This window comes from Bacillus cereus group sp. BfR-BA-01356, assembly GCF_022663635.1.
GTDB classification, from domain to species: Bacteria; Bacillota; Bacilli; order Bacillales; family Bacillaceae_G; genus Bacillus_A; species Bacillus_A cereus.
This window is the reverse complement of the sequence record NZ_JAKUFX010000054.1, coordinates 1-26,236: the sequence shown is the minus strand read 5'-3', so window position 1 is coordinate 26,236 and position 26,236 is coordinate 1. Positions and strand designations below refer to the sequence as shown.

Here is a 26,236-nt window from a genome sequence, read left to right as displayed (position 1 = left end):
GAATCAATATGAGCTGTAAGACAATTCATTTACACTCTGTTATGAGACGTGCAAATGAAGGGAGAATATACATGGAAATTTTACATGCAAAAAGTATTAGTAAAGTATATAAAGGGAAAGTACCTTATAAAGCATTAGTTGATATTGATTTATCAATTCAAGAAGGTGAATTTGTAGGGATTATGGGGCCATCTGGTAGTGGAAAAACAACGTTATTAAATATGGTATCTACTATTGATTCTCCATCATCGGGAGAAATTTTAATAAATGGCACAAATCCTTTCCAATTATCATCAGAAGATTTAGCGTTATTCCGCAGAAAACAATTAGGATTTGTTTTTCAATCATTTAATCTTCTTAGCACACTTACTGTAAAAGAAAACATCGTATTGCCGATGACTTTAGATGGTGTTTCCGTGCAAGAAATGAACAAGCGATTGGAAGAGATTGCAGAGAAGTTAAATATTACAGATATCTTGAATAAAAGAACATTTGAAATATCAGGGGGACAAGCTCAAAGAACAGCAATCGCTCGTGCGATCGTTCATAAGCCGCAATTATTACTTGCAGATGAACCAACAGGGAACTTGGACTCTAAATCTTCAAATGATGTAATGGAGATGCTTGATACTCTTAATAAAGAAGAAAAAGCAACGATGATGTTAGTTACACATGATCCGTATGCAGCGAGCTTTTGCAGCCGAGTAATCTTTATTAAAGATGGTCAACTATATAACGAAATTTATTGTGGTGAAAGCAGACAAGCCTTTTATCAAAAGATTATGGATGTTCTTTCTTTGTTAGGAGGGAAAAGGCATGACTTTTCGTCAGTTCGCATTTAATAATATTTTTCGTAATAAGCGTACATATGCTGCCCATTTTTTAAGTAGTACATTTTCTATTATGGTTTTCTTTACGTATGCTCTTTTATTATTTCATCCTGATTTACAAGGGGAATTAAAATCAACAAGTGCAACAATGAGTGCATATGGTACGATGGGATTTACAATTTCGCAAGGTTTGATTTTTGTATTTTCATTTTTCTTTATTTTATATTCAGTTAGTTCATTTTTAAAAACTCGTAAGAAAGAATTTGGCATATTAATGATGCAAGGTATGTCAATGAGACAGTTTAAGAAATTATTATTAATTGAAAATATGTTGATTGGACTTGGTTCAATTTGTATAGGGATTTTCATTGGACTCATATTTTCTAAACTAGTTTTATTGATAAGCGCAAGTGTATTAATGATTAATAATGGTTTGCCTTTTTATACACCAGTGAAGGCTGTATTATTAACAGTTATCACTTTTCTTTTCTTATTTTTCATTGTTTCACTATTTACATTTAAAATGGTAAAAATAACGGAACTTGTCGAACTTATTCGAGCAGAGGAAAAACCAAAACCTGAACCGAAATCTTCAATTTTATTATCACTGCTTTCTTTAATTAGTATAGGATATGGATATTTCTCAGTATTTCGCTTTATTTCAAGTTCCAGTTTTACTACACTTGGAATGGGTGTCTTACTAGTAATTATAGGAACGTACTTTTTATATACACAGTGTAGCGTTTATATATTACATCTTGCTAAAAGGAGAGAATCTTTCTTTTTAAAAAGAACAAATATATTAACGTTTTCTGAATTAATTTACCGTATGAAAGATAATGCAACGATGTTTTTTATTGTATCTATTATTTCAGCAGTTGCTTTTACAGCTATTGGTACAACAGCTGCTATTGGTAATAGAAATTTAGTGTGGATGACAAACCCATATACATTTCTGTATGAAAGCTCTGAAAACAACAAATTGGTAGATAAACATCTCTCTATTATAAAAAAACATCTCTTGGATGCAAATATTCCGTATCGAATGGCTTCATCTTCAAGTAAATTTACAGAAAGTAACGTAAATGTATTGAAATTAAGTGAATATAACGAACTTACGAGAGCACTCGGGTACCAACATGAAACGATTGAAAAAGAAGATGAAATTTTACTAATCCCTGGGAGGGTGTCACAAAAGCAAGAATTTAAAAATGGTGACTACAAAAAAAGTATTGAAGTCATTCAAGGAGATTGGACAAAGACATTTCGTGTGAAGAAAACTGTAGAGAATTTAGTTTTACCACATGATTCTAGTAGTATTTATATTGCTGTTCAAGATCATGTGTATGATGAAATTCCTCTGACGAGTAATCCAGAGGATGAAGATATTCAACATCGTACTTACGGATTTGTTGTAGATGATTGGATAAAAACGAAAGAGATTTCCAATCAATTAAAGAGTATATTCGATAAAGATCTTAGGGACAGAGATTTCTACTTTGAAGCTTTAACATTAAACTTGTTGGAGGCAAAGCAAAAGAATGGTTTATTACTTATGGCAAGTGTTTTAGTCGGAATCGTTTTCTTTACATTTGCTGCTAGTTTTATTTATTTTCGATTATATACTGATTTGAATCGTGATCAACAGCAGTATAAAATGATTTCGAAAATGGGGTTAAGTAAACGGGAGCTAAAGAAAGTTGTAACGAGACAGTTATTATTAATGTTCTTCTTACCGATTGCTGTTGCGGTGATTCATACTGTAGTAGCGTATACGGCACTGCAACAATTAGTTAGTTTTTCTATTTTAAATAGCTCGATTTTTATTTTAATTTCATTTATATGTATACAAGTTTTATATTTCTTTATTACTCGTTGGCGTTACCTACAAAAGCTTTATAAGACTATGGAGCAATAAAGGATATCAACTAATAAAATTACAGAAAAGCATGTAAAAAATGATATGAATTATGAAAGGAACCGTGATGAAAAGAACTTTAACTATTTTTATGTTAACTATAATACTTTTAATAAGCTTTAGTTCATGCTCTAAAAAGGATAAATCATTTCCTGCAAACGGTGTATTAATTATTGGAGATGAAAATAATATTTCACCAATTATTAATCGTTATCAGGAAATTACGAAAGAAAATGAAGTGTTTTCTGTGAAAAAAGGTGAAGTTGGAAATGGACATGTATTAATTTTAAATGAATCTACAGCACTAGCACTGATTAAAGAAAAAATTTTTCATAAACGAGGTAATGGCTCAAATTATATTTTAGATACGTTACCAAAATTCCCAAAAGAAGGATCACTATTGTTTACAAATGAAGACGAAAAGACTATGAAAAGTATTAAAATAGAAGGAAATGAGATTCCTGTTACATACGATAGTGACACTTGGATAGGAAACACTCGTAAATATCCAACGCAATCGTATGTGATTGTAGCAAAAAATAGCGTATATAAGGAAATAAAAGCAAATGAAACGAAAATGCACCTTCTTCAATTAGAGAAATCTCTAGGTGATGAAAGACCTAAAATGTCGACAGATAATACAATGGTTAATGAAAATGTCAAAGTAAAAAAGCTAATTAAAGGTTTGGAAGGAGAAGTATCTTTTCAATTTGTAACGATTGGCCAAAAACCTTAAAAAAGAGTTCGGAGTTGATAAAAATTTCATCAGCTTCGAACTCTTTTTAGTTTATAGACAAATCAATTATTATGCTTTACATTACTTCATTTAATCGAGTCTCGTTTGTTTCCTCAATCCCATTTGAATTTTGAACTGAATTATTTTGGGCTTCTTTTTCTTTACGAGCCTTTTGTAGCATTTCAAGGATGATCCATAAGGGAACACCTTTATCCTTTAACATCTTCCATAAATCTAATTCATTAAATTTATGCTCAGGCTGTTTCATTTCTTTTTCAGATAAACGAATATCAAACTTGATAGGATCATTTATTTTCTTACTTTCAAGTTTAGTAGAAGAGATAGTATTATGCTCAAGATTAGATGGAGTTATTTTAGTAGGTTGAGACAATGTATGAATATTTGATCCGATTTGCATGATTTTTCCTCCTTTTCAAGCAATGAGATTAGTTTTCTTATGGTTTTTAAATCTTTTTAACATGAGGAAACTATATCTAATTATAAATCTAAATAAATAGATTTATAAGTTGTATTGTAAAAAGTAAATATTTACTTGAATTAATATTTATCAACATTTGTATATGTTTTCTATATATACAACGTATATAAAATACTTTACATTATGTTTAAGTTATTAAATTATTCTGTTATTTTTTTGAAAAGAAAAATGTAAACGTTTTATTAGGGGGAGAAAGTATGGGGAAGTTATTTTTAAAAATATGTTTTTTTGCATTAGTGACCGTATGTTCATTCGCAGCGAAAATATCATACGCTGAAGAGAGGCAACAAAATAATTATCCTATCATATTGGTGAATGGATTTGCTGGATGGGGTAGAGAAGAAATGCTTGGCGTAAAATATTGGGGTGGTGTTCATGATATACAGGAAGATTTGAAACGAAATGGTTATACGGTACATACCGCAGCTGTTGGACCTGTTTCTAGTAACTGGGATCGTGCATGTGAATTGTATGCACAAATTAGCGGTGGGACAGTAGACTATGGTGCAGTCCATGCTGAGAAACATGGACATAATCGTTTTGGCAGAACTTATAGTGGTTTTGCGCCGAATTGGAGTGAAACAAATAAAGTTCATTTAGTTGGACATAGCATGGGTGGACAAACGATTAGAACATTAGTACAGCTATTAAAAGAAGGTAGTTTTGAAGAAAAGAATTATGTGAAAAATCACCCAGACACCAAAATATCACCACTATTTGAAGGCGGAAAATCATACGTTCATAGTGTTACAACATTAGCAACCCCTCACAACGGTACAACACTTGCGGATGGTAGTCTTCTACTGCCGTTCGTTAAAGATTTACTCATTACAGCTGCAAGCTTTGGAGGAAACAATAATTTATCATTATATGATTTTAAATTGGATCAATGGGGTATAAAGAAGAATGCTGGAGAGTCCTTTTTCCAATATAGTAATCGTATTCTAAATAGTTCACTTTGGAAAAATACAAAAGATATAAGTCAATGGGACTTAAGTACAGATGGTGCAAAGGAGTTAAATAATTGGGTAAAGACGCAACCAGATGTGTATTATTTATCCTATAGTGGACATGCATCACAAGCAGCACCTATAACAGGTTTACATTTGCCTCATATAACGATGAATAAAGTGTTGATGGGGAATGCATTTTTCTTAGGTTCTTATGCGAGATATGAAGAATATAGTAGCAATTTCTAAAGGTGCGCTCGTTACAAACTGGAGAGAAATAAATGAAGCAGCAAAAGGCGCAAATATACGAATTCGATATAGCGGTGCAACAGCCGCTGCACTACCGACACTAGATATCGGACAATTTAGTTTAGCCGGTTGCAGTATTGAAAAAATAGAAGGAATATTAAATGGAACAACTAATTATATTCTTACGAAAATGTATGAGGAAGATATGACATTTGAAGAAGCACTGAAAGAAGCACAAAATAAAGGAATTGCTGAGACGAACCCTATATTAGATATAAGTGGTTCAGATAGTGCGTGTAAATTGTTACTTTTGACAAACAGCTTAATGGAAACAGAGAAAACACTTACTGATATACATATAAAAGGAATCGAGCACGTTACAAAACAGCAAATTCGAAATGCTAAGGAACAACATAAAATTATTAAATTAATAGCATCAACATATAAGGATGAGGGAGGCAATGTGAATTTAAATGTTGAACCGTGCCAAATAGAAAAAAATCATCCGTTAGCAAAAGTAAATGGAACCGAAAAAGGAATTACGTTCTTTACAGATACGATGGGACAAGTTACTACAATTGGTGGGGCTTCTAATCCACGAGGCGCTGCAGCTGCAGCTTTAAAAGATGTAATTAACTTATATCGAAAAGATTTGTAAGACCGTACCGCCCTTTATAAAAAATACATATGTCGTGGACCTTTTGAGAATGAAATAAATATGCAAAAATGATTGCAGGGGGTAAGGAATTGTTTAAGGATTTTAAAGTTGTTAAAGATCGTCCCGTTTATATTCAGTTGAAAGATTATTTGAAGAAGATGATTATGAAAGGGCATTTGCTCGGGGATCAAAAAATCCCATCAACAAGGGAACTAAGTGAATTACTAAGTGTGAGTAGAAACACTGTACTCGCTGCTTATGCAGATTTAGAGCAAGAAGGACTCATTTATGCAGTTAAAGGAAAAGGGAACTTTGTTGCGAAGGTGGATATATCTAACACTTCGTCTATTGGAATAGATTGGAAAAAGAAACTTAATACAGTGACCGCATTAGCGGATGAATTAGATTTAATGAAACATGGTGTTCGTTGGGAAAAGGGAATGATTGTTTTTAATAGTATAGCCCCGGATGAGAAGCTATTTGATGTTGAAAATTTCAAAAGAGCTTTTCTTACTCGTATGTCCATTGAAGGAGACATCGTATTGAACTACGGATATGCAAAGGGATATAGACCGTTAATGAATTATTTACTTCATTACATGGAAATGAAAGGTGTAGACATTTCGAATAAAGATATTCTAATTACAAATGGATTTACAGAAGGATTGGATATTGTACTCTCTTCTTTATCAAAAAAATCCGGGCGTGTCATTTGTGAGAATCCAACTCACCACGCTGCACTTAAGCTTTTCCGTTTACATGGACTTGAAGTTCATGGGATTGATATGCATGAGGATGGTATTGATACGAATGAAGTTGAAAAAAGTTTGCGTGAAAAAGATTTTGATTTTGCTTATTTAATTCCTTCTTATCATAATCCAACCGGTATTGTTACGAGTTCAGAGAAAAGAACGGAATTGATGAGGTTATTCTCAAAATACAAGGTTCCTATTATAGAGGACGGATTTAATGAAGAATTACGTTATTCAGGTTCACATTTAGCTCCATTATTAACTTTTGCTGGAGCTGGCAATAATGTGATTTATATTAGTAGCTTTTCAAAGGTACTTTTCCCTGGTTTACGTGTAGGCTGGATTATTGCAGATAAAGAGCTGATTCATTATTTAGAAAGCGTAAAAAGAGCAAGAACGATCCACACATCTACGTTAGATCAAGCTGTTCTGTTTCAATATTTACATGAGGGATATTTTGAGAAATATTTAAAAAAGGCAAGATCTGTTTATAAGAAAAAATATGAGTTAGCTGTCGGGGCATGTAACCAGTACATTCCTTTTAAAAGAATGACTGGAGATGGTGGACTGCATTTATTTATAGAGCTAGAAGAGCATATGAATGCCCGCACACTTTTACAAAAGTGTTATGAGAAAGGCGTTACGTTTTCACCTGGAGATGTTTTTTACTCTGATGGAGAAGGAGCGAACACTTTCCGATTAGGGTTTTCGCGCTTGAAAGAAGAAGAAATAGTTCGGGGAATTAAAATAATTGGTGATACATTAAAAAATGAAATTTGGAGTTGAGAAAATGAAAATCGGTGTTATTATGGGCGGGGTATCGTCTGAAAAACAAGTTTCAATTATGACGGGGAATGAAATGATTGCTCATTTAGATAAAAATAAGTATGAAATAGTTCCAATTCCATTAAATGAAAAAATAGATTTAGTTGAAAAAGCGAAAGACATTGACTTTGCGTTGCTCGCATTACACGGAAAATACGGAGAAGATGGGACAGTTCAAGGAACACTGGAGAGTTTAGGGATTCCTTATAGCGGAAGTAATATGTTATCTAGCAGTATATGTATGGATAAAAATATTTCGAAAAAGATTTTACGTTATGAAGGTGTAGAAACACCAGATTGGATTGAACTTACAAAAATGGAGGATCTAAATCTTGATGAGTTAGATAAGTTAGGATTTCCATTAGTAGTAAAACCAAACTCTGGCGGATCGAGTGTCGGAGTGAAAATCGTTTATAATAAAAATGAATTGATCTCAATGCTAGAAACTGTATTCGAATGGGATTCTGAAGTAGTAATTGAGAAGTATATAAAAGGTGATGAAATTACATGTTCAATTCTGAATGGAAAACAGTTACCTATAGTTTCAATTCGACATGCAGCCGAGTTCTTTGACTACAATGCAAAATATGATGATACTAGTACAGTTGAGGAAGTTATCGAACTTCCAGCAGAAATTAAGGAACGTGTAAATAAAGCGTCACTTGCTTGTTATAAAGCATTAAAATGTAGTGTTTATGCAAGAGTTGATATGATGGTGAAGGACGGAATTCCATATGTAATGGAAATTAATACATTACCAGGGATGACACAATCAAGTTTATTGCCAAAAAGTGCAGAAGCAGCGGGGATTAGTTATAGCAAACTATTAGATATGATTATTGAAACATCATTAAAAGTTAGAAAAGAAGAAGGGTTTTAAGGGAATTATATAACGAATTTTTTTGACAGTTTCACGAAGTATGCTATGATGAATACATTATAAAAACAAAATATTTATCCACTAGGGGGGCCTTTTATAGGCTGAGATCAAATGTGATTTTGAGACTCTTAGTACCTGATCTGGTTAATGCCAGCGTAGGGAAGTGGGAAAGACGTTGCTATTTAATGAGTAAATAAATACTGTCGATTTCACTTTCTTTACGCCTGTAAAGAAAGTTTTTTTATTTTACAGCTTTAATAATTGTGGATAAATACTTATATTTTATATATTATTGGAGGGATTTAAATGAATTTTTCACAATCATTACGTAAAGAAGTAGATTCAATTTGGGAAGCGAGTTTTAACCATCCTTTTGTAAAAAAACTTGGTGAAGGAACGTTAGATTTAGCTAGTTTTCGTTATTATGTGCTTCAAGATTCATATTATTTGAGTCATTTTGCTAGAGTACAAACTTTAGGAGCTGCAAAAGCTCTTGAATTAGAGACGACAGCTCGTATGGCACATCATGCTCAAAATACATATGAAGCAGAGTTATCTTTACATGAGAATTTTGCTAAAAAACTAGGGATAACGAATGAAGAAAAAGATAATTTTATTCCTGCGCCAACTGCATATGCGTATACTTCACATATGTATCGTGTTGCGTATGAAGGGCATTTAGGAGATATCATTGCAGCGATTTTACCTTGCTATTGGTTGTATTATGAAATTGGCGAACGCTTAAAAGAGTGCCAGCCGGAAGAGCCAATCTATAACGAATGGATTTCTGCTTATGGATCTGATTGGTTCCGTACGCTAGTTGAAGAACAAATTACACGTTTAGATACTATCGCTGAAAAAGTAACAGAGGCAGACCGCAAACGTATGAAACAGCATTTTATTATTAGCAGTCAATATGAATATTCATTTTGGGAAATGGCTTATACATTAGAAAAGTGGCCAGTGGATACAGACGTAAAAGACGTAATTGGATAAAGAATAGAAGTAATGTTATAGATAGGTCTGGATCATACCTATCTATATATTTTTTCTTGTCAAATTTGCGTAAAGTCATTAGTGCTACGGATATGGCGAAATAGAATATCGATAATTTAGCTCATTTACTTGTCTACGTATTAACTGGATAAACTTCTGTCACATTTATTTTACAATTAAAGAACGTAAATGTTGGTGGTATGAAGTTAAATAAGAAAAGAAACCCGAGCTGTTAGCTGTAACGGAGTTGTTTTTTCTTTGCAGGAATTTCTAAATTATCATGGAGTGTTGTTAATACGATATGCAAATATGCATATCGTATTTTTTTGAGCTCTTTATGTGTTAAAATCAGATATAGATATATGGAAATATAAAGAAGCAAAAGCAGGAATATCCAATGAATTTTGAGAGGTGTTATATGTTTACAAATAAGAAATTAATTCGATTTGGTTTATCGTTATTTTTATTTTTAGGGATAATTAATTTTACAATCAGCTATTTCCAAACATATCTTGAAACAGCAGCAGATATTAAATGGATAATTCCAGAAATTTGGAAAACTATTTTGCTAGATGTTCCTCAAGGGATACTTGTTCTTTTAGGCGCAATTGCTTTATATGATTTCACAAAAGAGGCATCACAAAAAGACGCATCAATCTAAGTGTGTCTTTTTTCTATTAGGAATTTCATAGAGAGTTTTACTGGAGAAATAGAATGAAAAGCCCTAATTAGGGCTTTTTTTGTTGGAATTTCTTATCCGTCATAGAAACCGGTCACTTGGAGGTGTTATAGCGAAAGCCATTTACAGTACAGAAAAATCTAAGCAGCAGACGGAAATATATAGGATATGGCATCATAATTATTGAGAAATTAATTGAACTTAGTAAGTATGAAGATATGACGCTAGAATTCATATTTTTTAATTTTTATTTATCCCGCTATTTGCCGGGCAGTAAGCCCCCCACCTCAAAATTCAGCGGAAGCAAAGAAGTTAGGTAGGGGATGAACAAAACCCCACTGATTAAAGTTTCACTTTATAAAAATGAGCCCATAGTAAAAATAGGTATATGAACAAGGTGCATCATCTAGTGATAAGTCATACTTTGTTGGTGTACGTATTGAACTTAGTTTATAGCGCTATTTCTACTTAGATGTAACGAACAGGAATATAGGGAAGTATCGATGAGGTTGTATTTTATAAACGGAGGTTATGAAAATGAATCAGTTTCAACAAGAACTACAAGCGTTAAGCCTTAATGATTACCGCTCTGGAAATATTGTCTATTGGGACCAGCAAAACCAATATCCATATTACTATATTGAAGATGCTGCTCGTCGCTGTGGCGGTTGTGGTCGTTGTGGTGGTTGTGGGGGAGGTCGTTGTGGCGGCTTCCGTTGTGGTGGCTTCCGTTGTATTGGCTGCTTCGGTTGTTTTGGTTGCGGAGGCTGTGGCGGTTGTGGCGGCTGTGGTGGTTGCTCTAACTGTTTTGATGGTTTTACTGATACTACCGGTACTATTGTAACGTATGAATATTGATAACATCTATCTTGCTAGTTGCGGGTAGTAACATCCCCCAAAAAATTCAGCGAGAGCAAAGAGAAGTTAGGTGGCGGACTGCCCATAAAAGCCCGATTGGTGAGAGCTGATTAAAGTTTTACTTTATCAATTAAAAAACATTAGTTATATGTACGTGCCGACAAAGAATATAGCCATTATTAATGGATATATTCAATCATTCAAGTGAAAGAGTAACAATAAGATATATAGATGTAATCAAGATGTGATGGATAAAGCAATGACTAGATTTAAAATCTAATCATTGTTTTTTTCTTATGGTTTTATCATTAAATATCTGTCTAGTTTGGGCATTTCTTCCTTCTAGCTAATGATTTTATTACAACCGTGTAAGGTTAATGTAATGTTAATCGATAGTAAAATAAGTTGCTTAAGTGTATTTTAAATAAGATTAAAAAGTACTGTTTATCTACAAAACAATAGGGTAAATACTATGTAATTAGGAAGTGTATGAATATGGTTGAACTAAAATCTATTTTCCATTCGTATAAACTAAAGAGAAAAATAGCTAAAGATTTATACGGAAAAAGAGATGAATTATCACTGTTATTAAATGAATTTAATAATATGAAATGTACAGTAACATCTGAAAAGAAGAAAAATAATATATTATCTCGTTTGCAACTAATTTATCAAAATATGAAATCGGATAAGCAGTACCCTCTAGCAGTTGCTTTTGATAGTAAATTATTGGAGCGATTAGAAAAAGAATCTGTACATACTATTGAGGAGGGTGTAACATGTCTACATTTAATGTTAGATATGAATTATGAGAAGATAAAACAATATGGTTCGGGTACAAGTAGGTCATTCGTTCCATTATCGCAGTCTTCTATTTGTCTTGCTGATTGTATTTGTTTAACAGGATTTGTAGTAGGTTTACTAGGAACAATTTCATTTGGAGGATTACTGTTATCTATATGTTCAATTACATAACGCTTAATATTTGTAAAGAGAGCGCCGATTTAAGGTGTTCTTTTTTAGTTTTTTGTAAATTTTTTGTAAATGATAAGTACAATACATTATATAAATTGTATAATTTAAATGTATTAAAATATAAATATATGAGGTGCTGTATATGATAATTACTTTTAATTGTTAAAAGAGTCGATTTGATAATGTTTTATTCAGATAAATAGTTTTTACTTTTCTTTTAAATACTTGATTTAAATGGATTAGATTAAGTAACTATTGTTCTAGCTTTTTGATAATCAAGACAACTGAAGAAAGGAAGGAATCATTTTATGAAAAAATTAAGGCTGCTAACATTTGAAAATATAGTAGACCCCCTTTTAAATGAAAAGGTATCATTTATATACTTTCCTATTGAATGGTTGGACATCGTAGAGATACATTATAAGACATTTTTATTAACGAGTAAGTTGAAACGTTTGAATGAAAGATTGTATGATATGTTTTCGGATATATTGTTTATTCAGCATAATCCGTACGTATTAAATGAAAATACACCATGGATTGTATCGAAAGAACCTATTAGACAAGAGCAGCTCGATTATATTTTTCAAAGTTGGTATGAGATTATTCATGATTGGAAACCAAATAGATTAGTAGAACCCCCAAAATATGAATGGCAATCCGATTTGATTTCTAATTTGCCAGTACTACATGATAATGAAACGTATTCTAAGTGGGTGCCCGCTTTAATCTCACATATTTTTTGTGAGCGTCCTATATATTTAAAAAATACAAATGAAGAAGAAATCTATTTTTCTCCTCTTAGATCACAAAATATTTGTGAGGCGATGTCAGGGCCGATAAAAGATGAAAAAACACAAGATTTTTTCTCCTATGTATATCGATTCGAATGCATAACCCGCGGTGGTGAGAACGCTCCATTATTAAATATTTCAATAGGGATTCGGAGATTTTATCAAGAATATAATCACCCAGATATTCCTTTACTTTTAAGACGGAAACGAGGCATGATATTGATTTCTACCTCAGAGTTTGCGTCAAATAATAAAAAAATACGGTTTGTAAAACTAAAAATACAACAAGCTACAACCGGTATGAAATGGATTAAAATATTTAGAAATTTAAAAGATGATTTTCAAATAGGGGGAGAGGTGGATTTAGACCATATTCTCCAATATCCGAAAGATTATATTGTAGGGGAAAATAAAAGGGTGTTATTTCCATACAATGAGAGAATTTATAAAGTTCAAGGTACTAAAATAGAACCGGGTATAAAAGTAAAGGAAAGAGAGTATTTATTTAAAGAATTTCAGCGTAAATTCTCTTATTTCACAATACTTCCAGAATGTAAAAAGATAGTAACAAATAACAAAAATGAATTCTTTCCTTTATTTGCACCAAAAGGATTAGAGACATTAACATTAGAAGTTTGGTCTGAAGATATAGTGCTGGAAATAGAACAAGCATTACTTGAGAGTCAAATTGTTTTGACTAAAGTTGGTGAAAATTCTTATGTATTGAATACAGATTTTCCAGTGTTATTAAAGATTGTGAGATACAATATTGAAAAGGTGTTACAAAATCCATATAAAATGCAATATTGCCAAAAATATAAAACAAATCTTGTAGATGATGTTACGAAAGCTGTCTATGCTACCGCGGGCGAGCGCAGTGATGCGACATTAGCATTAATCGCATTGAAAAATTGTGATGGACGAGAAAAAATTGATCCAAAACAAATCATTAGAGAGGGATTTGCACGAGCAAACCGTATTTCAACATTTATTAATTTATTTATAGGCCAAAGTGTATCTCGTAAAACAATTGTAAATAGTGTTTTTAGTTTATTAGAGCAAAAAGGATTTTTGAAGCGTAGTTGGAATAAGATAAATTTACCTTGTATATATGTTAATTTATCAATTGAACGAATATCGAAATTTGATTTCTTACCTATTCTTTCAAAAATAAAAGGAAAAGAAATTTTATATAAATTATATGGGAATACAGAATGGCAAACGATTGATTACGTATTATTAAATATAAATAAACATAATGCATTTTTACCACAACCATCAAAGAGAAATGATATGGGAGCTCTTTTTAAACAATATGTTTCCGAAACATTAATGGAAATTGTACAATATGCAAAAGAACAAAATGAACAAGTTTATTTCATTGGAGATGCAAATTTGAGAAGGTATTGGATAAAAGAGTTACAAAATAAAGAAATTAATATAGATATTTTACCTGATATTGTTCCAGAGGTGTTAAAGGTTCCAAATTTAAATATTATTAGAATAAATACAGGTTTTGATGTACCAAGTTACGGTGTAATAGAATGTGATGATGCTTTAGATAGCATTGGCTTATATGCAGATCAAAAAGGGATGTATTATAGTACTGGTGAATATTCACTTAATTGTAGTGGGATTTTTCAGCGATATATACTTGAAATTCTACCATTAGGTGTAAAACCTGTAGAAAGGGATTATATCGCTAAAATGATACATTACATGTGCTGTAATTCTAGTATGCTTTCGAAAAAGAATGTACACATTACATATTCCATGCATATGGAAAAAGTAATAAAGAGTTATATTACTGACATAGATGCAAGAGAGTTTAAAGAATTTGATGATGAATTGGATGTAGATGTAGTAAAAGTAGAAAAGAAAGATTCAATTATTCTACTTTAAATACTAGTAAACAAATCCTGCTCGTTATATCGATCAGGATTTGTCATTTTTTTATGTAAATAAGGATATCCTTTGTCAAGTATCTTTTCGTTTACATATTTACTTTATGTGCAGACAGGATTAATATGTTTTTTAGAAATACAAAAACTATTTCATATGGAAAAACGATTTTTATTAATTGAAAAAATTTGAAAGGAATGGGGAATTGTGAAGAAATTAGATGTGCTCTTAATGCTACTGAGCGGCCTCTTTCCAATTGCAGGACTTACAAAGCAAATCCCTCTAGAACAATCTATATATATTGGAGGGCTTTTATTTTTTACTAGTTTCGGTAGTTATTTTGCTAAAAAGATGTATTCACGTATATGCAGTTGGATAGCGTATGCGCCATTTATAACACTACTGTTAGTTATTTGGCATCAAGATATTGCAACAAGCTCAATCATAGCAAATGCGAAAATTGCTGCATGTGTCGCGTTAATTCCATGTTTATTCCGTTTTCGTACATATGGACTTACTTTGGGCTTATTCTCATTATGGGCCGCTTTACTATGGGATATAAAAGAAGTACAGTCGTTAGTCATACTTGAACGCATAATGAGTTTAATGACAAGCCATTATGTATATATATTACTATTAATTGGAGGACTTGTAATAGGAGGATTACTTGCGATGTTCATTCACCGCAAAGAGAAAGATAATAATAAAGAAAATATAAATCTACTTGGACCAAAAAAGAAACGCAAAAGATTATCATTTAAGATTCGTCTTCCAAGATTACCGAAATTAAAGATGAAACTATTTAAGTTTGGTGGGAAAGAATCTAAAAGTAAAATGCCAGAAAAAATCCATGAGTATAAGTACGAAGAACCAGTTGCAACATATGAAATGACAGAGCAAATAGATCCATACAAAGAAAATGCAGTTCAAGGTCAAACAAGGATGGAACGCCGAAGAAATAGGTATAATGCATAATGAAGTTTAATAACCCCGTAATGACTTATCTTAATATTGATAAATCATTACGGTTTTTTTATGTAATGAAATGAAGGTTGCTATTGCGGAGGGGAATAGCATATTTTATAGATAGGAACTAAAATAAGGGGAGGATAAAATGCTTATCATTACATATATATCTGCTTGTATATTATTCTTAGTTAGCTTTTTACATGTATATTGGGCTTTCGGAGGTAATTGGGGGACAAATAGCGTTATTCCAACTAAATCAGGGGAAAAGGCGTTTACACCTCGCGCCGGAATGACATTGTTCATTGCATTATTATTAAGTATGGCAGCAATAATTTTGTTGCAACAAGCAAATATTGTTCATTTTGCAGTTCCTAATGTTATTATTCAAGTCGGTTCCTGGATTTGTATGATCGTCTTTTCTATTAGAGTAATTGGTGAATTTAACTATTTTGGTATCTTTAAACGACAAAAAGATACGCACTTTGCAAGAATGGATACCGGTTTATATATTCCACTTTGTGCATTTTTATCTTTATCTTTTTTATTAGCAATAATTTTGTGAGTGAATAATAGTAGTTTCCGTTCTCAAAATATATGTAAACGTGAGAAATCTAAGAGTAAATAAAAAGGATGTAAGCGCCTTCTTGTCGAAAGGTAAATTATTATGAAAGGCGGTGACACTATGAAGTATGTAAAAGTTAGTATGAATGGTGGAAGTGAACATAAATTCTCAATGACTTTAGATCGGTTTGAAGAACTTATTACTACAGAGAATGGGATATTAGAAAATAAATTAGTATGTATTGAAAATGTAATGATTAATCCTACTAATATATCTTCTGTAGTTGAAAAAATTGGTGTACCGGCTAAGTTTATGGAAGCTTAAAATCGTTAGATAAAAAACATCCATTGAGGATGTTTTTTAATTTATAAATATGAAATTGTACAGTGAATAATTGAGTAGATTTTTTAGCAATGACTATGCATATATTAAGTACCTGAACATGGTGCTTAATACATGCACGAAATAATAAGTACAAGCATATATTATGTAGTAGGACAAGATCTTCGTGTCCTACTTAATACTCAGAAAAAACCTCTAATCACATAAGAGCAGCCAATTGCAGGGTGCTCTTATTTTTTATGAAAATCTACTATGAGCCTTATTTTATAGCAGGATGCAATAATAAAGGTCTATTTTGAAATAGTGTTTTTTAGCCTTTAATTTTAAATTTACCTTTAACGTTAATAAATATTAAAAATAATATGATAGCAGAAATTAAGTTAGATAAGTAGAAATTTTGATGAAACAGTAGTTCAAAGATGACATCGAAAGTAACGAATAAGGCAATAGCAGGTAGTATGCAAATAAATATAAATCTCCAATTTTTTAAGTAATGTTTATAATTTGTAAGTACTTTATCCATAAATATAGCTCCTATATTTTTGTTTTTATATAATTATACATTTAGATACAAGGATTTTCAAAGTAAAAATATTTAGCAATTCAAAAATATAAGGAGAGCTTTTGTTGAAAATCCAGATTGCTGTAGTAATCTGGATCTGACTTTAAAGAACTATACTAAAATGATACACTATAATCTACGTTATTTTTGAAATGAATAGAGGGATTTGTGTGATAGATAAAATAAAAAATGCTGTAGAGGATATGTACGAAGATGAGGCTAAAGATTTACTTCAAAGTATTCTCATACAGTTAAACTTATTAGAAGAAAACTATAGTGAAGATACAATTAAAAATTTGATGGATATTCCGAAACAATTAACAAGTAATCCTACTTATAAAAGGAATGTAAAAGAAAGTACGCACGTACATATTGCTTTTGATGATTCAACGGCTGGTTGCTTAAAATATATGTTAAGTCAAGAAGAATTATTTGAAGAGAGTGTTGTTGCTTTTTCGGAATTTTTTTCAATTGGACCGATATATAGGTTGCATACGAATGAGGGGCAACTAGCAAGACAGGAGTGGTTAATAAATAACTTAACTGCTTATGATAGTTATTTTGAAGAAGAATATTTATCAAGATTTATAGCAACTATAGAAGAACTACATACTATTCCTGTTGAAACACCTATTACAATTTGGAAGGCTGATAATGCACATGAACATGTAGGCCTAAGTTTTGTAATAGCACAATTAAAGGATAAGAAAAACATTCGAGTTATTAATACGTCTGAAGCAAGTAGAGAAATATTAAAACAAGAGTATGATATTCGTGGAACGGGAGAATTACCACCTGAAAGTTTAGCTCTATTCCAAAAAAGTTTTATAAAGTTACCTCATTTAACTGAAGAGAAGCGAATGAAGTTTGAACATGAGTGGGATAGATTATCGGAAAGCATAGAATGTTTAAGAGTGTGGAAAGAAAATGAAGTGCATTTTGTACAAGAAGATTATTTTGATCAATTTATAATTGAATGCGCGAAAAGTGTGGGTGCTGATCGAGAGTTCCTCAAAGCTCCTAGAGTAATTGGTGAAGCACTTGGTCTTGTTGAACAATTGGTTGGAGATACCTTCTTAGAATATCGCTTGAAACAATTAATTAAACAAGAAGTATTTGAATTTGAAGGTTCGTTAGATGAAATGCGTTTTTATAGTGTGAAGTTAAGGAAATAATAAACACATTCTATTTTTGAAAGGCTCGTATTTTTAATAATACGAGCTTTTTAAGTTGAATTTGGGCTATACATAAGCTTCCCAGAGAGGGCATATCACATATGAATGGTAAAGGTAATGAATGAAAAGAAGGTGATTTGTTAATATGTATAACCAACAAAATTATCCATATGATCAAGCGATGTATTATAATCCACATGACTACGGGTATGAACCTACAAATGAAGTGAGAGATATTGAACAAGAAGATTACAGACCAGATGATGCAGAAGATGCTCCAACGTCACCACCTCCGTCACAAGCGCCGTCGTTACCGTCTACATTTGCTTCTCCAGCACAACCAGGTAATATGAAATCATGGATGTGTAACTGTCTAGGAAGATGGGGCTATTTACGCTTACATCGTCCTGGTCCTTTCGGAAGAGATTTATGGTTCTTCCCGACTGAAGTGAGAAGAAATGGAGTGTCAGGTTACACGTGGCAAGGTGGTCGTCGTCGTAAAGTAAGTTATCGCTATCAACAAATTAGTAATTTTATGTGCTTCGCATAAAGAGAAGTGGGAGAGTGAAACGATTTTACTCTCTCACTTTTTTATTTTTCAATATACGAAGTAAGAATTTGATTAAAAATTTACAATTTTCGCGTTTTTATTAGAGTATAATGCATATGTTGGGTTGATTTTCAAAAACAAATGAGAGTGAGGGAATACAATGTCAATGAAAAACAAAGTTGGGTTAAGCATAGAGGATGGCATTAATTTAGCTTCAGCTCAGTTTAAAGAAGATGCGTATGAAATTTATAAAGAATCGCGAAAAAAACAACCTATATTATTTGTAAACCAAGTTGAAATCGGTAAAGAATGGCTCATTACTAGATATGAAGATGCTCTGCCACTTTTAAAAGATAATCGTTTAAAAAAAGATTGGACAAATGTGTTTTCTCAAGATATAAAGAACATGTATCTTTCCGTTGATAATAGTGACCACTTAACAACACATATGCTAAATTCAGATCCACCTAACCACAGTCGTTTACGATCTTTAGTTCAAAAAGCTTTTACACCGAAGATGATTGCACAATTAGACAAAAGAATTGAGAAAATAGCAGATGATTTGATAAGTGATATAGAGCGAAAAGGTACATTAAATCTTGTGGATGATTATTCATTTCCATTACCGATTATTGTAATAAGTGAGATGCTCGGTATTCCAAAAGAAGATCAAGCGAAATTTAGAATTTGGTCTCATGCTGTTATTGCATCACCAGAAACACCTGAAGAAATAAAAGAGACCGAAAAACAACTATCTGAGTTTATTACATATCTTCAATATTTAGTTGATATTAAACGAAAAGAGCCAAAAGAAGACTTAGTGAGTGCTTTAATACTTGCAGAGAGTGAAGGGCATAAACTTAGCGCTCGGGAACTATATTCAATGATAATGCTATTAATTGTAGCAGGACACGAGACGACAGTGAATTTAATTACAAATACGGTATTAGCACTTCTTGAAAATCCAAATCAATTACAGTTATTAAAAGATAATCCAAAACTAATTGATTCGGCTATTGAGGAAGGATTGCGTTATTATTCTCCAGTTGAGGTTACAACTGCAAGATGGGCAGCGGAACCTTTTCAAATTCACGACCGAACAATCGAAAAAGGAGATATGGTTGTCATTGCCTTAGCTTCTGCAAATCGTGATGAAACTGTATTTGAAAACCCAGAAGTATTCGATATTACTCGGGAAAATAATCGTCATATTGCCTTTGGTCATGGTAGCCATTTCTGTTTAGGCGCTCCACTTGCGAGGTTAGAAGCAAAGATTGCTATTACTACTTTGTTTAATCGAATGCCTGAACTACAAATAAAAGGGAATCGTGAAGAAATTAAATGGCAAGGTAACTATTTAATGCGTTCTTTAGAGGAATTGCCTTTAACTTTCTAGAATAGTTAAAAGGAGACATGCATACATCGAAAATGATTTACATAGAGTATGTATGTGTTATTTAAATTCGAAACGGAAGGGTGAAAACATCCCAATGATCAACTAATTCTATTTGTAAGAGATCTTCGTTAAAAAACGAAATATTCTTCTGAATAGGGTTAGTCTGTACATTTATAGAAAAGGGATGTATTTCGCTCTGCGAATATATAGTCTTTTTATATGATTTGTGCTGCCTCCTGTTCAGAACATGAAATAGGAGGCTTTTTTATGTCGACAAATGTAGAAACGAAACAAAACAATGGGGTATCACAAGTATTAAAAAATCGGTTTGTTCAAGGGATTTTAGCATCAGCATTATTTTTACAAATAGGAATATGGGTTCGAAACTTTGCGGTATTACTATATGTAATGGAAATGACAAAAGGTGATGCTTTTGCTATTTCGATGATTTCAGTTGCTGAATTCGCTCCAATTTTTATTTTTTCATTTATTGGCGGTACTTTTGCTGATAGGTGGAAGCCAAAGAAGACAATGATATGGTGTGAAACGTTAAGTTCCATTTCAGTATTCGCTGTATTAATTACGCTTATGTTTGGAACGTGGAAAATTGTGTTTTTTGTGACACTCATCTCTGCAATCCTTTCACAGTTTTCACAACCATCTGGAATGAAGTTGTTTAAACAACATTTATCAACGGAACAAATTCAATTAGCAATGTCTATATATCAAACGATATTTGCAATATTTATGGTATTAGGACCAATACTAGGGACATTTATCTTTCATAGTTTTGGAATTTATATTTCAATCATCATAACAGGTATTTCGTTTTTACTTGCGGCAGTTGTATTGTTATTCCTTCCGAAAGATCTTGAAAACGACGTAGAAAAGAAGGATATCACTCTGTTGCAGGAGATGAAGGATGGTATTAAGTATGTCAAAAAGAAAAAAGCATTAACTTTGCTAGGGCTTTGTTTTATGGCTGCAGGACTAGGTATAGGATTAATTCAGCCATTAGGTATATTTATTGTGACTGAGCAGTTAGGATTATCAAAAGAGAGTTTACAGTGGCTACTAACAGTAAATGGTGCGGGAATGATTGTTGGCGGAGCATTAGCAATGGTATTTGCGAAAAATGTTGCTCCGCAAAAGATGTTAATTATCGGTATGCTTGGTCAAGCAATTGGTATTGGCATTATAGGATATTCTACAAATTTATGGGTGACACTTACAGCGCAGCTTTTTAGTGGTTTAGCTCTTCCTTGTATCCAAATTGGTATAAATACACTTATTATTCAAAATAGCGATACCGATTTTATAGGTCGTGTAAATGGTATTTTAAGTCCGCTTTTTACCGGTGCAATGGTAGTAACGATGAGTATAGCTGGCTCATTAAAAGAGATGTTTTCATTAAGTATGATGTATGAAGGGACGGCTTTACTTTTTATAATTGGATTATTGTTTATTTTACCTATATACAATTTAAAGCCAGTAATAGCGGTAGAAAGTGAAATAAGTGGTAAAGGAAGTGCCGTACAAAATGAATCCTAATCCAAATGTTAAATACCCTATTGAAGGAAATCAAAACGTTCAATTTATAAAAAATATAATAACAAAACCTAATATACTTGTTGGTGACTATTCTTATTATGATGCGAAAGATGGAGAAGCATTTGAAGATCGAGTATTACATCATTATGAATTTCTTGGAGATCGCCTTATTATTGGAAAGTTTTGTTGTATTGCATCTGGAGTTAACTTTATTATGAACGGAGCCAATCATCGGATGGATGGATTTTCGGCATATCCATTTAATATATTTGGAAATGGGTGGGAGAAGTATACACCTAGTTTGTCTGATTTACCTTATAAAGGTGATACAGTTATAGGAAATGACGTTTGGATTGGTATGGATACAACAATTATGCCCGGAATAAAAATAGGGGATGGTGCAATCATTGCAGCTAAATCTGTTGTGACTAGAGACGTCGCACCATATACAATTGTTGGTGGAAACCCTGCAAATAAAATAAAAGAGAGATTTTCAAATGAAATAATTCAAGAATTATTGCAAATTCAATGGTGGCATTTTGATATTGAAAAAATAACTGGAAATATTGATGCTATTGTACGCGGAGATATTGAACCATTAAGAAAGCTAAAAAGGGAATGAAAAATGGATGACAAATAGTATCATACCTCCGAATTTTGTTAATGATAATAGAACAAGGAGGTGTGATACTATGGCACAAGACGTTTTATGTGAAGTAAACAACTGTAAATTTTGGGCGAACGGTAATAAATGTAGTGCAGAGGCAATTTACGTAGTAAGTCATAAAGGTAAACATGCATCTACAACGGAAGAAACAGATTGCAAAACATTCGATCCAGAAGTGTAAATTTTTTAAGGGTAGCCAAATCGTGGTTGCCCTTTTATTAATGATAGTATTGATAATAAATATCATTTTCATTCATTGTTTTTAACTTTTCTTGTTATTTTTTCATATTTTCTTCATAAGTGATGTAATCCAACTCAATTCATGTTCAATTCGTGATTTACTAAATTCAATGACTTCAGTAATAAAAGATGAGGTAACATCTAGAGACTGAATAGCAGTAAGCTGATTATGTAGTACGTTTTGACGTACAGTCAAAATCTCTTTTCTATCCTCATAGTCAAGTTTTTCAAATAGAGCAATACGAACAAGAAATTCTGTATTGTTTGTCGCAAGTTTTTCAGGAAACTCTCGTAACATTTCAGAAAAAATTTCTTCTCCTGTTTCTGTTATATCGTACATATTTCGGTTTGGTTTTCCGACTTGTTTATGTATTTTTTTCGTTATAGCACCCATATTTTCAAAGCGCCGAAGGGCAGGGTAAAGCATGTTGTGATTTAACTCAAAATTCTCACCTAAACGATTTTGAACATTTTTTTTGATTTCATATCCATGTTTTGGTCCTGTCGTTAATTCTGCTAGCAGTAAAATGTCAACGTACATAAAAATCCCCCTTATATATTTCTCAAGTTCTCTAATGAAAAATCTCCTTTTGTATATGTTAAAATAACATATGATAGTTTATACAACTTTGAACTGCCGACCTATCACTTTTATTGTAAAAGAAAAGGGAGGAAAGAACTATGGCTTCACCTGAAAATGTTATTTTAGTTCATGAAATTTCAAAGCTGAAAACAAAAGAAGAATTATGGAATCCATATGAATGGTATCGTTTGATGAGGGATAATCACCCAGTTCATTATGATGAAGAGCAGGATGTATGGAATGTTTTTTTATATGATGATGTAAATCGTGTTTTATCAGATTATCGCTTATTTTCAAGTAGAAGGGAGCGCAGACAATTCTCAATCCCTCCTTTAGAAACTAGAATAAATATAAACTCTACAGATCCACCAGAACATCGCAATGTACGTTCCATTGTTTCTAAGGCATTTACTCCAAGAAATTTAGAACAGTGGAAACCTCGAATACAGGCTATCGCAGATGAACTTGTACAACATATCGAAAAATGTAGTGAAGTTAATATCGTTGAACAGTTTGCTGCACCTTTACCTGTTACCATTATTTCTGATTTATTAGGAGTCCCAACAACAGATCGTAAAAAAATTAAAGAATGGTCTGATATTTTATTTATGCCGTATAGTAAAGAAAAGTTTAATGATCTGGATGCCGAGAAAGGGATAGCATTAAATGAATTCAAAGCATACCTTTTACCGATTGTTCAGGAAAAAAGATATCATTTAACCGATGATATCATATCTGATTTAATTCGAGCTGAATATGAAGGCGAAAGATTAACCGATGAGGAAATTGTAACCTTTTCATTAGGTTTACTAGCGGCTGGGAATGAAACCACTACAAATTTAATTATTAATAGCTTTTATTGCTTTTTAGTAGATTCACCTGGAATTTATGAAGAGTTAAGAAAAGAACCTAACTTAATTTCAAAAGCGATTGAGGAAGTATTACGCTATCGCTTTCCTGTTACATTGGCCCGGAGGATTACAGAGGATACAAATATATTTGGTCCTTTAATGAAAAAGGATCAGATGATTGTTGCGTGGGTTAGTGCAGCGAATTTAGACGAGAAAAAATTTTCACAAGCCTCTCAATTTAATGTACATCGAACAGGAAATGAAAAGCATTTAACCTTTGGGAAAGGTCCTCACTTTTGCTTAGGAGCACCACTTGCACGTTTAGAGGCTGAGATTGCATTAACTACCTTTATAAATACTTTTGAAAAAATAGAGCTATCTCCATCTTTCTGTTTAGAAAAATGTATATTGGAAAATGAACAAACATTAAAATACTTACCTATTCGTTTGAAAGCTAAATAAAAATCTTAACAAGGTGCATACATTTGCATCTTGTTTTTTGTTTCTCAATTGTGAGTTTTCGGTAATTACCTTAATATGGAATTGTATAAAACGTAGAGGAGGATTCTTATGTTGACTTGTAATGGAAGTAAATCATTTCAAAAGTTTATTAAAGGTGTTACAGATCTTATGGAAAACGGTTTATTTGAAGAAGAAATAGTGTGTGGCATTGAAAAGTTACTAGAAGAACTTTTAGAAAAGAAAACATGGCTTCCGTTAGATAAACAGAAGGCCAATTTGACTCAATATGCACGACATTTATTGTATGAAGATCCGCTCAAACGTTTTGAAGTACTAGCTCTCGTATGGAAAGATGGACAATCTACACCTTTACATGATCATGACGGCACATGGGGAGTAGAAGGCGTTTTTACAGGAAGGATTATGGTGCAGAACTTTATACAAACGAAACAACTTGGAAATTCACTTGTTTATTTAACACATACAGGAAATCTTTATTTGGGAGAAGGAGAAACAGATAAAGTAATTCCACCAGCGGATTGTCATATTCTTGAAATTAGCAAAAATGAAAGCGTTATTACGATTCATGTCTATGGAAAACGGTTAGAAAAGTTTAAAGTATATATCCCAACTGAAGAAAAAAATGTGTACATGTGTGAGACGAAATACATTAGTTATAATTCATAGTTTAAAATCCAAAGCTTTTTTTAAAAAGAAAAGCTTTGGATTTTATTTTTAATTATTTCTTGACCTGAAACGCTTTTCATAAATTATAAATAAGAAGTACCTCACGAGGATTGTATGAAAACGATACCTAATAATTAATTAGAACTCGTGTATTTATAGAAAGTGGTGAAGAAATAATGAAATTAATTGCAATTGATTTAGATGGAACTCTTCTTTCGGGGAATAAAATGATAAGTAAAGAAAATGCAGAAGCAATTCGAACATGTCAAGAAGCTGGCCATGTTGTAGCAATTTGTACAGGACGTTCTATTGTTGACATTGAGCGATTATTGTTAGAAGTTGATTTAGAGTGTCCAATCATTGCGGAAAATGGTGCTCTTATATATAAAGATAAAAAAATGATGAAGAGATATCCAATTCAAAATATGCAGGCACTTGAAATTGTAGAATATCTTGAAGAGAATGGTTTATATTATCAGCTCTATACTGATAAAGGTGTGTATGTACCGGATTATGGAGTAGAGAGTGTACGTAATGAAATTGAGCATGTGAAGAATTCAAAAGAAAATTTCGACTTGAAAGAGTTAGAAACAATCGCAGCATTATATCTTGAGCATACAGCGTTTCATAGTGCGGAAAGTTGTAAACCAATTGTAGAAACAGATATACATGTGCATAAACTATTACCATTTTCTTATGAAATTGAGAAATTAAAAAAACTAAAAGAAACATTTCTTCATAATACAGATTTAGCAATTACATCTTCATATTGGCACAATTTAGAGATTAATCATCGAGATGCTCAAAAAGGGAATGGATTATATACTTTAGCAGAACATCTTAATATTCCGGTTGAAAACACTGTAGCGATAGGTGATGGGCTAAACGATGTTTCTATGATGGAAAAAGCGAACATATCAATTGCAATGGGGAATGCAGTAGAAGAAATAAAAGCAATGTGTAAATACGAAACGTTATCAAATGAAGAACATGGTGTGGCACATGCTTTATATAAATATGTAATGTAAATAAACAATCATGACTTTACAGTCCCACCCATATATGAAAAGAGGTGGGACTATTTATTTTCCAAGCTTTCCATACTGGTTATATAGATGGATACTTTAGTACGTGGCTT

25 protein-coding genes, 3 pseudogenes and 1 riboswitch are annotated in these 26,236 nt (G+C 32.2%); of the genes and pseudogenes, 25 read left to right on the top strand and 3 right to left on the bottom strand.

The genetic code is table 11. The annotated features are described in order from the left end of the window. The first annotated feature begins 71 nt into the window (after positions 1-71). The 3 genes from MR168_RS18205 to MR168_RS18195 all read left to right on the top strand — a co-directional run bounded on the left by MR168_RS18205 (position 72) and on the right by MR168_RS18195 (position 3,484). Positions 72-842 carry an ABC transporter ATP-binding protein gene (locus MR168_RS18205; protein WP_000404282.1) on the top strand — a complete coding sequence of 257 codons (771 nt, stop codon included), beginning with the start codon at positions 72-74 and terminating at the stop codon, positions 840-842. Continuing rightward, the gene (locus tag MR168_RS18200) at positions 817-2,748 is read left to right on the top strand and encodes an ABC transporter permease (RefSeq protein WP_025709566.1); all 1,932 of its coding nucleotides are present in this window, start codon (positions 817-819) and stop codon (positions 2,746-2,748) included. The genes MR168_RS18205 and MR168_RS18200 overlap by 26 nt, the downstream gene beginning before the upstream one ends. Positions 2,749-2,815: 67 nt before the next feature. Then, positions 2,816-3,484 (top strand): lipoprotein BA_5634 family protein, encoded by a 669-nt coding sequence (locus MR168_RS18195; RefSeq protein ID WP_086411991.1) that lies wholly within the window; start codon positions 2,816-2,818, stop codon positions 3,482-3,484. A gap of 76 nt (positions 3,485-3,560) precedes the next feature. Here MR168_RS18195 and MR168_RS18190 read toward each other — a convergent pair whose 3' ends face one another. Beyond that, positions 3,561-3,902 (bottom strand): DUF3914 domain-containing protein, encoded by a 342-nt coding sequence (locus tag MR168_RS18190; protein WP_001165493.1) that lies wholly within the window; start codon positions 3,900-3,902, stop codon positions 3,561-3,563. Between the two features lie 278 nt (positions 3,903-4,180). On the opposite strand from MR168_RS18190, the pseudogene MR168_RS18185 reads away from it, so the two are divergent. The 13 genes and pseudogenes from MR168_RS18185 to MR168_RS18125 form a co-directional block, all read left to right on the top strand. Further along, positions 4,181-5,164 (top strand): annotated as a pseudogene (locus MR168_RS18185) (esterase/lipase family protein); the annotation flags it as partial. Continuing rightward, positions 5,163-5,840, top strand: a pseudogene (locus MR168_RS18180) (homoserine dehydrogenase); the annotation flags it as partial. The pseudogenes MR168_RS18185 and MR168_RS18180, both read left to right, overlap by 2 nt. An 89-nt stretch (positions 5,841-5,929) precedes the next feature. Continuing rightward, complete coding sequence (gene pdxR, locus MR168_RS18175; protein WP_242291438.1) at positions 5,930-7,378, top strand: MocR-like pyridoxine biosynthesis transcription factor PdxR; 1,449 nt, start codon at positions 5,930-5,932, stop codon at positions 7,376-7,378. 4 nt (positions 7,379-7,382) lie between these two features. Beyond that, on the top strand, positions 7,383-8,297 hold the full coding sequence (locus MR168_RS18170) for a D-alanine--D-alanine ligase (protein WP_086411805.1): 915 nt from the start codon (positions 7,383-7,385) through the stop codon (positions 8,295-8,297). 73 nt (positions 8,298-8,370) lie between these two features. Beyond that, positions 8,371-8,476: riboswitch (TPP riboswitch) on the top strand. A gap of 127 nt (positions 8,477-8,603) precedes the next feature. Then, the gene (gene tenA, locus MR168_RS18165) at positions 8,604-9,293 is read left to right on the top strand and encodes a thiaminase II (RefSeq protein ID WP_242291437.1); all 690 of its coding nucleotides are present in this window, start codon (positions 8,604-8,606) and stop codon (positions 9,291-9,293) included. 397 nt (positions 9,294-9,690) lie between these two features. Next, positions 9,691-9,954, top strand: a complete 264-nt coding sequence (locus MR168_RS18160; protein ID WP_086411802.1) for a DUF3937 family protein — start codon at positions 9,691-9,693, stop codon at positions 9,952-9,954. Positions 9,955-10,509: 555 nt separating this feature from the next. Further along, on the top strand, positions 10,510-10,830 hold the full coding sequence (locus tag MR168_RS18155) for a heterocycloanthracin/sonorensin family bacteriocin (RefSeq protein ID WP_001071364.1): 321 nt from the start codon (positions 10,510-10,512) through the stop codon (positions 10,828-10,830). A 145-nt stretch (positions 10,831-10,975) separates the two neighbouring features. Next, a pseudogene (locus MR168_RS18150) lies at positions 10,976-11,110 on the top strand (site-specific integrase); the annotation flags it as partial. A 209-nt stretch (positions 11,111-11,319) separates the two neighbouring features. Beyond that, positions 11,320-11,805, top strand: a complete 486-nt coding sequence (locus tag MR168_RS18145; protein ID WP_041183984.1) for a hypothetical protein — start codon at positions 11,320-11,322, stop codon at positions 11,803-11,805. Positions 11,806-12,113: 308 nt separating this feature from the next. Beyond that, a complete protein-coding gene (locus tag MR168_RS18140; RefSeq protein WP_086411806.1) occupies positions 12,114-14,501 on the top strand; it encodes an RNaseH domain-containing protein in 2,388 nt (795 codons plus the stop codon). Positions 14,502-14,708: 207 nt separating this feature from the next. Next, a complete protein-coding gene (locus MR168_RS18135; protein WP_000732176.1) occupies positions 14,709-15,476 on the top strand; it encodes a DUF3959 family protein in 768 nt (255 codons plus the stop codon). 139 nt (positions 15,477-15,615) lie between these two features. Further along, positions 15,616-16,032: a DUF3995 domain-containing protein gene (locus tag MR168_RS18130; RefSeq protein WP_000905571.1), complete on the top strand. Its 417-nt coding sequence runs from the start codon at positions 15,616-15,618 to the stop codon at positions 16,030-16,032. A gap of 120 nt (positions 16,033-16,152) precedes the next feature. Beyond that, on the top strand, positions 16,153-16,356 hold the full coding sequence (locus MR168_RS18125) for a hypothetical protein (protein ID WP_000878369.1): 204 nt from the start codon (positions 16,153-16,155) through the stop codon (positions 16,354-16,356). A 328-nt stretch (positions 16,357-16,684) separates the two neighbouring features. Here the strand turns inward: MR168_RS18125 and MR168_RS18120 are convergent, their stop codons facing one another. After that, positions 16,685-16,897 carry a hypothetical protein gene (locus MR168_RS18120; RefSeq protein ID WP_086411807.1) on the bottom strand — a complete coding sequence of 71 codons (213 nt, stop codon included), beginning with the start codon at positions 16,895-16,897 and terminating at the stop codon, positions 16,685-16,687. A 209-nt stretch (positions 16,898-17,106) separates the two neighbouring features. On the opposite strand from MR168_RS18120, the gene MR168_RS18115 reads away from it, so the two are divergent. The 6 genes from MR168_RS18115 (at position 17,107) to MR168_RS18090 (ending at position 22,456) form a co-directional block, all read left to right on the top strand. Next, positions 17,107-18,111: a DUF1835 domain-containing protein gene (locus MR168_RS18115; protein ID WP_086411808.1), complete on the top strand. Its 1,005-nt coding sequence runs from the start codon at positions 17,107-17,109 to the stop codon at positions 18,109-18,111. Between the two features lie 145 nt (positions 18,112-18,256). Next, entirely contained in the window at positions 18,257-18,661 is a 405-nt protein-coding gene (locus MR168_RS18110) for a hypothetical protein (RefSeq protein ID WP_000282680.1), read from the top strand. Positions 18,662-18,821: 160 nt separating this feature from the next. Beyond that, positions 18,822-20,057 (top strand): cytochrome P450 family protein, encoded by a 1,236-nt coding sequence (locus MR168_RS18105; protein ID WP_000062125.1) that lies wholly within the window; start codon positions 18,822-18,824, stop codon positions 20,055-20,057. A 267-nt stretch (positions 20,058-20,324) separates the two neighbouring features. Further along, on the top strand, positions 20,325-21,608 hold the full coding sequence (locus MR168_RS18100) for an MFS transporter (protein WP_086411809.1): 1,284 nt from the start codon (positions 20,325-20,327) through the stop codon (positions 21,606-21,608). Beyond that, positions 21,598-22,230 (top strand): Vat family streptogramin A O-acetyltransferase, encoded by a 633-nt coding sequence (locus tag MR168_RS18095; protein ID WP_086411810.1) that lies wholly within the window; start codon positions 21,598-21,600, stop codon positions 22,228-22,230. Before MR168_RS18100 ends, MR168_RS18095 begins: the two co-directional genes overlap by 11 nt. 70 nt (positions 22,231-22,300) lie before the next feature. Next, positions 22,301-22,456 (top strand): DUF1540 domain-containing protein, encoded by a 156-nt coding sequence (locus MR168_RS18090; RefSeq protein WP_000046095.1) that lies wholly within the window; start codon positions 22,301-22,303, stop codon positions 22,454-22,456. A 102-nt stretch (positions 22,457-22,558) separates the two neighbouring features. Here the strand turns inward: MR168_RS18090 and MR168_RS18085 are convergent, their stop codons facing one another. Continuing rightward, positions 22,559-23,056: a PadR family transcriptional regulator gene (locus MR168_RS18085; RefSeq protein ID WP_000289124.1), complete on the bottom strand. Its 498-nt coding sequence runs from the start codon at positions 23,054-23,056 to the stop codon at positions 22,559-22,561. A 140-nt stretch (positions 23,057-23,196) separates the two neighbouring features. On the opposite strand from MR168_RS18085, the gene MR168_RS18080 reads away from it, so the two are divergent. From MR168_RS18080 to MR168_RS18070, 3 genes are all read left to right on the top strand, one after another. After that, positions 23,197-24,411, top strand: coding sequence for a cytochrome P450 (locus tag MR168_RS18080; protein WP_086411811.1), 1,215 nt, complete (start codon positions 23,197-23,199; stop codon positions 24,409-24,411). Between the two features lie 108 nt (positions 24,412-24,519). Continuing rightward, positions 24,520-25,098 carry a cysteine dioxygenase family protein gene (locus MR168_RS18075; protein ID WP_086388163.1) on the top strand — a complete coding sequence of 193 codons (579 nt, stop codon included), beginning with the start codon at positions 24,520-24,522 and terminating at the stop codon, positions 25,096-25,098. Positions 25,099-25,274: 176 nt separating this feature from the next. Next, positions 25,275-26,126 carry a Cof-type HAD-IIB family hydrolase gene (locus tag MR168_RS18070; protein ID WP_000766385.1) on the top strand — a complete coding sequence of 284 codons (852 nt, stop codon included), beginning with the start codon at positions 25,275-25,277 and terminating at the stop codon, positions 26,124-26,126. Positions 26,127-26,236: the final 110 nt, after the last annotated feature.